Below are 10571 nucleotides of genomic sequence, written 5' to 3'. Positions count from 1 at the left end.
TGTGGCGGCGCTGGTGGCCTCTCCGGTGGTTGCCTCGGTGGCCACGGACGGCGCGCGGCCGGGCGGTGCGAACGGCGGCAGCACGGCGGAGACGGCCGGGGCCATGTCCTTGGCCGAACGGCTGGCGGAACTGTCGGAGGCCCAGCAGGAGCAGTATCTGCTGGAGACCGTCATCACGACGGTCGCGGCTGTCCTGGGCCATGCGAGTCCGGCCGGTGTCGCACCTGACCGGCCCTTCCAGGAGCTGGGCTTCGACTCACTGACCGGCGTCGAACTGCGCAACCGGCTGGGCGCCGCGACCGGTGTCCGGCTGCCCGCCACCCTGGTCTTCGACCACCCGACACCGGCCGCACTCGCCGCGTATCTACGGGCCGAGGCCGCTCCCGAGGCCATGGATCCAGCACGCTCCGTCCACGACGAACTGGACCGTATCGAGGCGTCGTTGGCGGAGCTCCCGCAGGACGACGACGCCCGCTCCGGTATCTCCGTACGCCTTCAGACCTTGCTGGCCAAGGTGAGCGCGCCCGTGGACACGGCCGACACCGCACCTCGGCCCGATCTGATCGCCGACGCCTCGACGGACGAGATCTTCGCCTTCATCGACACCCAGCTCGGCCGCGCGACGGGCTGACCGTCCGGCGCCACATCACGCCACGTTCCCTGCCACGCCATGCCACGACCACGACCACGCCCCGTCACGTACCGCGTTCCTGGCATCTTGCCGTACCGAGGAGAGACTGATTCCGCATGTCCGCAGACATGTCCAATGAGCAGAAGCAGGCCGAGGCCAAGGAGCAGAAGCTGGTCGACTACCTCAAGTGGGTGACGACCGATCTGCGAAAGGCGCGCGAGCGGATCACCGAGCTGGAGACGGCCGGCGAGGAGCCCGTCGCGATCGTGGGAATGGCATGCCGGTTCCCGGGCGGTGTGACCTCGCCCGACGATCTGTGGCGGCTGGTCGCGGACGGCACGGACGCGATCAGTGAGTTCCCGGCCGACCGTGGCTGGGACCTGGAGGCGCTCTACAGCCCGGACCCGGAGGAGCCCGGCACCTCGTACACCAGGGAGGGCGGATTCCTCGACGGCGCCGCGCTGTTCGACGCGGGCTTCTTCGGTATCTCGCCGCGTGAGGCACTGGCGATGGATCCGCAGCAGCGGGTCCTGCTGGAGACGGCGTGGGAGGCGTTCGAGAACGCCGGGATCGATCCGGCCACGCTCAAGGGATCGAGGACCGGTGTCTTCGCGGGTGTGGTGGAGCAGAGCTATCTGGGACTCGAAGGGCCCGAGGAGTTCGAGGGCTATCTGATGACCGGCAAGCTCAGCAGCGTCGCCTCCGGCCGGATCTCCTACACCTTCGGTCTGGAGGGCCCGGCGCTCTCGGTCGACACGGCGTGCTCGTCGTCGCTGGTCGCCCTGCATCTGGCGGTGCAGTCGGTGCGCAAGGGCGAGTCGACGCTCGCGCTGGCCGGCGGCGCCACCGTCACCGCCACGCCCGGCGGATTCGTGGACTTCTCACGCCAGAAAGGGCTGGCGCCCGACGGCCGTATCAAGTCGTTCTCCTCGTCTGCCGACGGTACTTCGTGGTCGGAGGGCGTCGGCCTGCTCGTCGTCGAGAAGCTCGCCGACGCCCGCAGGAACGGCCACCGGGTACTGGCGGTGGTACGAGGCAGCGCGGTGAACCAGGACGGTGCGAGCAACGGTCTGACGGCACCGAACGGTCCCTCGCAGGAGCGGGTGATCCGGCAGGCGCTCGCGAGCGCCGGTCTGACGGCGGCCGATGTGGACGCGGTGGAGGCCCATGGCACCGGGACGCGGCTCGGTGATCCGATCGAGGCTCAGGCCCTGCTCGCCACCTACGGTCAGAAGCGCGAACAGCCGCTGCTGCTGGGCTCGTTGAAGTCCAACATCGGTCACACCGTCGCCGCTGCCGGCGTCGGTGGTGTGATCAAGATGGTGCAGGCGATGCGCCATGGCGTACTGCCCAGAACGCTGCATGTCGAGGAACCGACACCCATGGTCGACTGGTCGGCGGGCGCTGTGGAACTCCTCACCAGGGCCCGCGACTGGCCCGTCCGTCCGGAGGGCCCACGGCGCGCGGCTGTCTCCGCGTTCGGCGTGAGCGGAACCAACGCGCATGTCATCCTCGAAGAGCCTGAGCCTGAGCCCGTCCTCGAAGCCGCCTCCGTTGTCGGTGAGGCGGGCGAGGAACGGCAGCGCACCGTACAGCCGCTGCCCGTGGTGCCCTGGACGGTCTCCGCGAGGACCGAGGACGCCCTCCACGCGCAGGCCGCGCGGTTGTCCGCGTACGCCGAGGCACATCCGGAACTGGACATCGCCGACATCGGTCTCTCCCTGGCCACCACCCGCACCGCACACGACCACAGCGTGACCGTCGTGGGCGCGGACCGGGAGGAACTGATCGCCGGACTGCGGTCGTTGGCGGAAGGCATACCGGCTCCCGGTGTGCTGAGCGCGGTGCGGTCCTCGGGCCGGACTGCGTTTCTGTTCTCGGGCCAGGGCGCCCAGCGGGCCGGGATGGGTCGTGAACTGTACGAGTCGTACCCGGCGTTCGCGAAGGCGCTGGACGAAGTCTGCGCGGTACTCGATCCTCATCTCGAACGCCCTCTGAAATCCGTGATGTTCGCTGCCGAGGGGTCGGCCGAGGCCGCACTGCTCGCCGAGACCGGTTTTACTCAGCCCGCGCTGTTCGCCTTCGAGGTGGCGCTGTTCCGGCTGCTGGAGTCCTTGGGCGTGACACCGGATGCGGTCGCCGGACACTCGGTGGGCGAACTGGCCGCAGCGCATGTGTCGGGTGTGCTCGATCTGCCGGACGCCGCCTGGCTGGTCGCCTCCCGCGCCCGGCTCATGCAGGCACTGCCTCGCGGCGGTGCGATGGTGGCGGTGCGGACGACGGAGCAGGAGGCGGTCGCGCTGTTGCTGGGCCGTGAGCACGAAGTGGGCATCGCGGCGGTCAACGGCCCTTCCTCCGTGGTGATTTCGGGTGACACCACGGCCGTCGAGGAGATCGCGCACCACTTCGCGGAGCTGGGCCGCCGGACCAGCAGGCTGGCGGTGTCCCACGCGTTCCACTCACTGCACATGGACGCGATGCTGGAGGAGTTCCGTACGGCGGCGAAGCGCGTCTCGTACCACGCTCCCGCTGTTCCGGTGGTGTCCACACTGACCGGCCGGATCGCCATCGGCGACGAACTGCGGTCCGCCGACTACTGGGTGGCTCAGGTCCGGCAGGCCGTACGGTTCGCCGAGGCCGTGACAAGCCTCCACGAGGAGGGCGCGACGACCTTTGTCGAGATCGGTCCCGACCGTGTTCTCACCGCGCTCGTCCAAGGCGTCCTCACGGACCGGGCGCCGGGCGCCACCACGGCCATCGCCCTGCTGCGCCGTGACCAGCCCGAGCCGCGCGGTCTGGCGGGCGGGCTCGGCCTGCTGCACATGACCGGCGCGCGGCCCGACTGGCAGGCGTTCTTCGCCGGGACCGGCGCCCGCACCGTGGAGCTGCCCACGTACGCGTTTCAGCGCCGGCGCTACTGGGTGGATGCCGCCGAGTCGCACACGGACGCCGCCGGGCTCGGCCTCCAGCCGGCCGAGCACCCGCTGCTGGGCGCCGCCCTGCTGCTGGACGAGAGCGACGAGGCGGTGTTCACCAGCCGGCTGTCGGTACGTAGCCATCCCTGGCCGGCCGAGCACACCGTGGACGGTACGGCCGTACTGCCGGCCGCCGCGCTGGTCGAGCTGGCGATACGGGCGGGCGACGAGGTCGGCTGCACCGTTCTGGACGACCTCACCGTCGAAACGCCTCTGGTGCTGCCCGCCGACGGCGGCGTCCATCTGCGTGTCACGGTCGGCGCTCCCGACGCGTCCGGGCACCGGGCGCTCGCCTGCCACTCCCGGCCCGACGGCACCGGCGCGTCATGGATCCGGCACGCGCACGGCCTGCTGAGTTCCGGCCCGCTCATCCCGCCGCCATCTCCGGGAGCGGCGCAGCAGTGGCCACCGGCCGGCGCGGAACCGCTCCCGACGGCCGATGTCCGGCTCCGCCTCGCGGAAGCGGGCACGGTGTACGGACCGGCGTTCCAGGGCCTCACCGGGCTATGGCGACGCGGCGCCGAGCTGTTCGCCGAGGTCGTGCTGCCCGACGTGACGGCGGAGCGGGCCTCCGAGTACGGGCTGCATCCGGCGCTGCTGGAGGCCGCGCTCCAACCGCTGCTGCTCATCGGACCCGCGGCACGCGGCGCCGGCTCCATGGCACGCGCGGGAACGGCCGGCCAGTGGCGCGGTGTACGTTTGTACGCCACGGGCGCCACCGCCGTGCGGGCCCATCTCGCGCCGGTGGACGGGACCACCGAGGACAGCGGCACCTTCACGGTGCGGCTCCTCGACCCGACCGGACAGCTTGTCGCCGAAGCCGATGCCGTGACCGTACGGCCGTTCGACACAGCGGCCCTCGTCTCCGCTCGGATCCGCCCGCACGACGCGCTGTTCCGGATGGAGTGGACGCCGTACCCGCTCCCGCCCGTCGGCGGTACGGACGTACGGTGGGCCCTGCTCGACGGCGCCGGGCAGGCCACGGCCGACTCCACGGTCGGCTGCCCGACCGTGGCCGAGACCGCCGCCGCGATCGCCTCCGGCGCGCCGGTCGACGCCGTACGCGTCCGTCTGACCAGCGAGGACGGGACGGCCGACACCACCGCCTCGGTCCGGGACACCACCGGCCGCGCGCTGGCGCTCGTGCGGGAGTGGCTCGCGGAGGAGCGGCTCTCCGATGTCCCGCTGGTGGTGCTGACCTCCGGCGCGATGGCGGTGGCGGACGGCGACGATGTCATGGATCTGGGCGGTGCGGCGGCCTGGGGGCTGCTGCGTTCGGCGCAGTCCGAGGCGCCCGGCCGTATCGTCCTCGTGGACCTGCCCTCCGACGCGGCCACGGCACTGGACGCGACCACGGACGTACTGCTCTCCCGGCTCCTCGCCACCGGTGAGGCCCAGGCCGCGATACGCGAGGACACGGTTCTCCTGCCACGCCTGGCACGCGTACGACGCGACGGCCTCGGCCCGGAGCCGGTCTGGGACTCCGAGGGTACGGTACTGATCACCGGCGGCACCGGTTCGCTCGGCGGGCTGTTCGCCAGGCATCTGGTGACCGAGCACGGTGTGGACCATCTGCTACTGGTCAGCCGCCGTGGTGAACAGGCCCCGGGAGCAGCCGAGTTGGTGGCGGAGCTGACCGCGCTGGGAGCCACGGTCACGGTCGAGGCATGCGATGTCTCCGACCGTGCCGCGCTCGCCGCGCTGCTGGCGCGCGTACCACGCGAGCATCCGCTGACCGGCGTCGTCCACACCGCCGGTGTACTGGACGACGGACTCGTCACCGCGCAGAACGCGGAGCGGCTGGACGGTGTGCTGAGGCCGAAGGCCGACGCCGCCTGGCATCTGCACGAGCTGACACGGGACCTGGACCTGACCGCCTTCGTGCTGTTCTCGTCCGTCGCCGCCGTGATCGGCGGGCCCGGCCAGTCCACCTACGCCGCCGCCAACAGCTTCCTCGACGGGCTCGCCCGGCACCGCGCCGCCCATGGACTGCCGGCCCTCTCCCTGGCCTGGGGCCTGTGGGAGCAGTCCTCCGGACTGACCGGAGGACTGACCGAGACCGATCTCCGGCGTATCGCCCGCAGCGGCTTCCGCCAGGTCGCCACCGAGCAGGGCCCGGCGCTGCTCGACCTCGCGCTGCGGCTCGGCCGCGCCGACACCGTCGCCACTCCGCTGGATCTGGCAGTGCTACGAGGACAGCCGCAGGTGCCCACGGTGCTCCGCTCCCTCGTCCGTACGCCGGTTCGCGCGGTCGCCCGCGCCGCCGCCGAGGACGGGACCGGTCTCGCCGACCGGCTGGCCGGACTGACCGGGCCGGAGGAGCAGCGCGAGGTGGTGCTGAAGGCGCTGCTCGATGCCATGGGAGGCGTCCTCGGGCATGGCGGCGGCCGGGGCATCGATCCCGAACGGCCCTTCACCCAGCTCGGTTTCGACTCGCTCACCTCGGTGGAACTCCGTAACCGGCTCGCCGCCGTGACCGGTCTGCGGCTGCCCGCGACGCTGGTCTTCGATCATCCGACTCCGACGGCCCTGGCCACCCGGCTGCTGACGGAGCTCCTCGCCGTGAGCGGCGGGCCCGGCACCGACTCGGGCAGTGTGGCCCAGGACACCGTCGACTACGCGGTGGACATCCGTCTCGCCGATGACATCCGGCGCGCGGCCGAGACCGTCAGCCCCACCGCGGATCCCCGGGAGATCCTGCTGACGGGAGCGAGCGGCTTCCTCGGCGCGTTCCTGCTGCGCGATCTGATGCTCACCACCGAGGCGCGGATCCACTGCCTGGTACGCGGCGCGGACGAGGCGGCGGCGTACGAGCGGCTGCGTACGAGCCTGGAGTGGTACCGCGTCTGGGACGCCATCGATCCCGACCGGCTCTCGGTACTGGTCGGCGACCTCGCCGAGGAGGGACTCGGCCTGGCTCCGGAGGTCTTCGACTCCCTGGCCCGTACGGCCGATGTCGTCTACCACGCGGGAGCGACGGTCCACTGGCTGCATCCGTACGCGGCGCTGCGGGCGGCCAATGTCCGTGGCACCGAGGAGATCCTGCGGCTGGCCGCACGCCATCGCACGGTTCCCGTCCACTATGTGTCCACGGTCGGTGTCTTCAACGGCCCTGTCACCGCCGGTGTACCGCTCAAGGTGACCGATCCCACCGGCCCGGCCGAAGCGCTGCCCAGCGGATATCTCCAGAGCAAGTGGGTCGCCGAGCAGCTCGTCGGACTGGCCCGGGACCGGGGGATACCCGTGTCCGTCTACCGGGTGGATGTGATCTCCGGCGATCAGCGCAACGGCGCCTGCCAGACACGTGACTTCGTCTGGCTCAGCCTCAAGGGACTGCTCCAGGCGCAGGCCGTACCGTCCGGGACCGAGGGCCGCTTCCATCTGCTGCCCGTCGACTATGTCAGCGCGGCGATCATTGGGATCTCGATCAAGCCCGACACGGCCGGCGGCACATTCCATCTCTTCAACCGGAGCTCTCTGAGCCTCTCCGACTGTGTGTCCCAACTGCGCGGCCTCGGATACCGGTTGCGCGACACCGGCCGGCAGGAGTGGAGCGCGGCGGTACGGGCCGACCGCACCAACGCGCTGCTGCCGCTGCTGCACGCGTTCGAGATGATGACCTCGGACACGGATGCCTTCTATCCGCCCATCGACACGACAGAGACGGAAGCGGCGCTGGAGGGCACGGGAATCGCGTGCCCGCCGCTGACCGAGGAGCTGTTCGCCACGTACGTCGACTTCTTCGTACAGGAAGGACACTTCCCGGCAGCCGACTGACCGTGTAGCGGCTGACGACATATCAGAAAGGAGGTGGAGCGTCCCGTTCGGGATGCTCCACCTTTCGCCGTTCACACGGCCATGAGTACGGGAGTTGCCCGCGCGGTCTACGAACGGGACCTGATCAACTGCGCCATGTGCCGCCCGGCGGTGAGCAGAGGCCGCTCGCTCCGGAAGACCTGGGAGGTCACCTCGGCGCCTTCCAGGGAAGCCAGTACGGTGCAGGCGAGATTCTCGGCCTCTTCCTCGCCGAAGCCGCACTCGCGGAACTTGACGGCCAGCACCTCCTGCCAGTTCCGGAACGCCGCGTGGCACGCCTCCTGAATACGGGGCGTACGGCCGAGCGTCTCCAGGGCCGTCGCCGTGACCGGACAGCCGTCGCTCCAGTCCGACTCGCGCAGGGCGGTGGCGAGTCGGCGCGCGCAGTTCTCCACCGCGACGGCCGGATCGTCCGAACTGCCGAGCCCGGCGCTCAGCATGTCGGCGAACTCCTGGTCGCCGTGCCGGATCGCCGCGACGGCCAGCTCCTCCTTGCCGCCCGGGAAGAAGTGGTAGACGGAACCGAGTGTGGCCTGCGCCTCCCGGGCGATCAGCTTGATCCCGGTGCCTTCGTATCCCTGCCGCTGGAGGAGCCGCGACGCGGCGCGCACCACGCGCTCGCGCGTGCCGACGCCGGCCTCCGTGTCCCTGGCGCTCACGTCCTGCGGCTTGGTCTGCATGTCGTCAATCTACTTGATAGAGCGATCGTTCTAGAGGACTGATACCTTGTCACTTGATAGAGCGATCGTTCTAAGGAGAGCTTCTGATGGGCAAGCAGTCGGTTACGGTCATCGGTCTGGGCCCGATGGGCCAGGCGATGGTGAACACCTTCCTGGACAACGGCCACGGGGTGACGGTGTGGAACCGGACCGCCGCCAAGGCCGAGGCGCTGGTGGCCCGAGGCGCCGTACTGGCTCCCACAGTTGAGGCCGCCCTGGGCGCCAATGAGCTGATCGTGCTGAGCCTGACGGACTACGACGCGGTGTACGCCGTCCTTGAGCCGGTGACGGATGCCCTGTCCGGCAAGGTCATCGCCAACCTCAGCTCCGACACTCCGGACAAGGCCCGTCAGGCGGCCACATGGGCGGCCGAGCACGGTGCGAAGCATCTCACCGGCGGTGTGCAGGTGCCGCCGCCGCTGATCGGCAAGCCCGGGTCCGCCACCTACTACAGCGGTCCCAAGGATGTCTTCGACGCCCACGAGGACACTCTGAAGGTCCTCACCGACGCGGACTACCGCGGCGAGGACGCCGGTCTCGCGGCCATGTACTACCAGGCCCAGATGACCATCTTCTGGACCACGATGCTCAGTTACTACCAGACGCTCGCGCTGGGCCGGGCCAACGGCGTCACGGCGAAGGAACTCCTGCCCTACGCCACGATGATGACGTCGATGATGCCGCACTTCCTGGAGCTGTACGCGCAGCACGTGGACTCCGCGGACTACCCGGGCGATGTGGACCGGCTCGCGATGGGAGCGGCCAGTGTCGACCATGTCCTGCACACGCACCGGGACGCGGGTGTCAGCACCGTGCTGCCGGCCGCCGTCGCCGAGATCTTCAAGGCGGGCATGGAGAAGGGCTTCGCCGAGAACAGCTTCTCCAGCCTCATCGAGGTGCTCAAGAAGCCGACGGCCTGATATATCGGCGCTCCGTGTGAATGGGCCTCGGCGAGATTTCATGAATCCTGGGATCCGTGATTCCCGGCATCCGCAATTTTCAATCCTCGTCACGGCGCCGTAAGGGCGGTGGCGTGTAACTCGCCGCCCATATCCATGGCGTGCGGGGTAATCACGCGGTAATCGCAGGCGGGCGGACGCGGTTACTGACACGTGAGCAGTCGCTGTCGATGGCGTTGTCCGTTCTTGCTAGCCTCGCCATCGGTTCCACTCAGGAAAAGCTGTGATGAGGAGACGGAATGGCTGACGCCGGGCAGGAAACCGCATCCGTTCTGGACGCTGTGCGGAGCATTGTTCCGACGCTGAGGGCAAATGGCCCGGAGGCCGAAAGGCGGGGATGGATACCGGACGAGAACATTGAAATCCTGGAAAAGGCCGACGTCTTCCGTATCGCGGTTCCGCAGCGGTTCGGCGGCCTCGACCTGCCGGTCGCCGACCAGGTGGACATCGTGGCGGAGATCGCCCGAGGCTGTGGTTCGACCGGCTGGGTCGCCTGTGCCTGGGTCTCCAGTGCCTGGATCGCGAGCCAGTATCCGGATCAGGCCCAGGAGGAGATCTTCGCGGGCGGCTCGGTCCGTATCTCCGGCGGATTCACGCCCACGGGCACCGCTGTGGAGACCGAGGGCGGATATGTCCTCAATGGCAGCTGGCGCTTCAACACGGGTATCCGGGGAGCCGACTGGAATATCTACGCGGCCATGCTCGAATCCAAGGACGGCGAGCCTGTGGAGGTATTCGCCGTCGTCCCGGCCTCCGAAGTGGAGATCGCCGACGACTGGGATGTCACGGCGGCGTCCGGTACGGGCAGTTTCACCACCACGGTGAAGGACCTGTTCGTGCCGGCCCACCGCATGGTCGACGGGATCGAGGTACTGGAGGGCCTCGTCGGCGGGCGCTCCAACAGCGGGGCCACCGGCCGCAACTACGGACTGACCGCCTATGTCATGGCGCTGTCCGTGCCGGTCTTCCTCGGTCTGGCCCGCGCCGCGTTGGAGCTCACCCTCGAACGGGTCCCCGGCAAGGCTCTCGCCTACACGCACTGGAGCGACCAGAGCAAGCACCCTCACACCCAGATCCAGGTGGGCCTCGCGGCCAACCGGATCACCGCTGCCGAGGCACTCGCCGCCGGCTGGGCGCGCGCTATGCAGCAGGCCGCCGACGAGGGCGTTCAGCTGGAGGTGGCAGAAAAGGCCGCCATGCGAGGGCAGATGGGATTCGCCGTCCAGCTGGCGAAGGAGGCGGTGGACACGCTGCACGCCGTGAGCAGTGCCTCGGTCATCGCGCGCGCCTCGGCGTTCCAGCGTGTCTACCGCGATATCCAGGGCCTTTATCTGCACGGCTTGATGAATCCGCTGAGCAGCTTCGAGGTGCACGGGCGGGTCCTGCTCGGACTCGAACCCGACAACGACTACCTGTGAGCCGGAACGACCACCTGTGAGCCGACCGGCCGCGAGGTATGCCGCCGTACCCG

At 69.7% G+C, this 10571-nt stretch carries 5 protein-coding genes; 4 read left to right on the top strand and 1 reads right to left on the bottom strand.

Going from position 1 to position 10571, the window contains the following annotated elements; translation table 11 throughout:
- Both GA0115259_RS26635 and GA0115259_RS26630 read left to right on the top strand, forming a co-directional pair.
- Positions 1-631 (top strand): phosphopantetheine-binding protein (locus tag GA0115259_RS26635; protein ID WP_237540520.1); only part of this gene is annotated, 631 nt, incomplete at its 5' end.
- A gap of 116 nt (positions 632-747) precedes the next feature.
- Entirely contained in the window at positions 748-7383 is a 6636-nt protein-coding gene (locus GA0115259_RS26630; RefSeq protein WP_093601733.1) for a type I polyketide synthase, read from the top strand.
- Between the two features lie 107 nt (positions 7384-7490).
- On the opposite strand, the gene GA0115259_RS26625 is transcribed toward GA0115259_RS26630, so the two are convergent.
- Positions 7491-8102, bottom strand: a complete 612-nt coding sequence (locus GA0115259_RS26625) for a TetR/AcrR family transcriptional regulator (RefSeq protein ID WP_093601731.1) — start codon at positions 8100-8102, stop codon at positions 7491-7493.
- An 86-nt stretch (positions 8103-8188) separates the two neighbouring features.
- On the opposite strand from GA0115259_RS26625, the gene GA0115259_RS26620 reads away from it, so the two are divergent.
- Together GA0115259_RS26620 and GA0115259_RS26615 are read left to right on the top strand one after the other, a co-directional pair.
- A complete protein-coding gene (locus GA0115259_RS26620) occupies positions 8189-9061 on the top strand; it encodes an NAD(P)-dependent oxidoreductase (protein ID WP_093601729.1) in 873 nt (290 codons plus the stop codon).
- Positions 9062-9339: 278 nt separating this feature from the next.
- Positions 9340-10518, top strand: a complete 1179-nt coding sequence (locus tag GA0115259_RS26615; protein WP_093601726.1) for an acyl-CoA dehydrogenase family protein — start codon at positions 9340-9342, stop codon at positions 10516-10518.
- Positions 10519-10571 lie beyond the last annotated feature (53 nt).

The organism is Streptomyces sp. MnatMP-M17 (genome assembly GCF_900091995.1).
GTDB lineage: Bacteria > Actinomycetota > Actinomycetes > Streptomycetales > Streptomycetaceae > Streptomyces.
The sequence above is the reverse complement of the archived record's forward strand: the minus strand, read 5'-3'. Positions and strand labels throughout refer to the sequence as shown.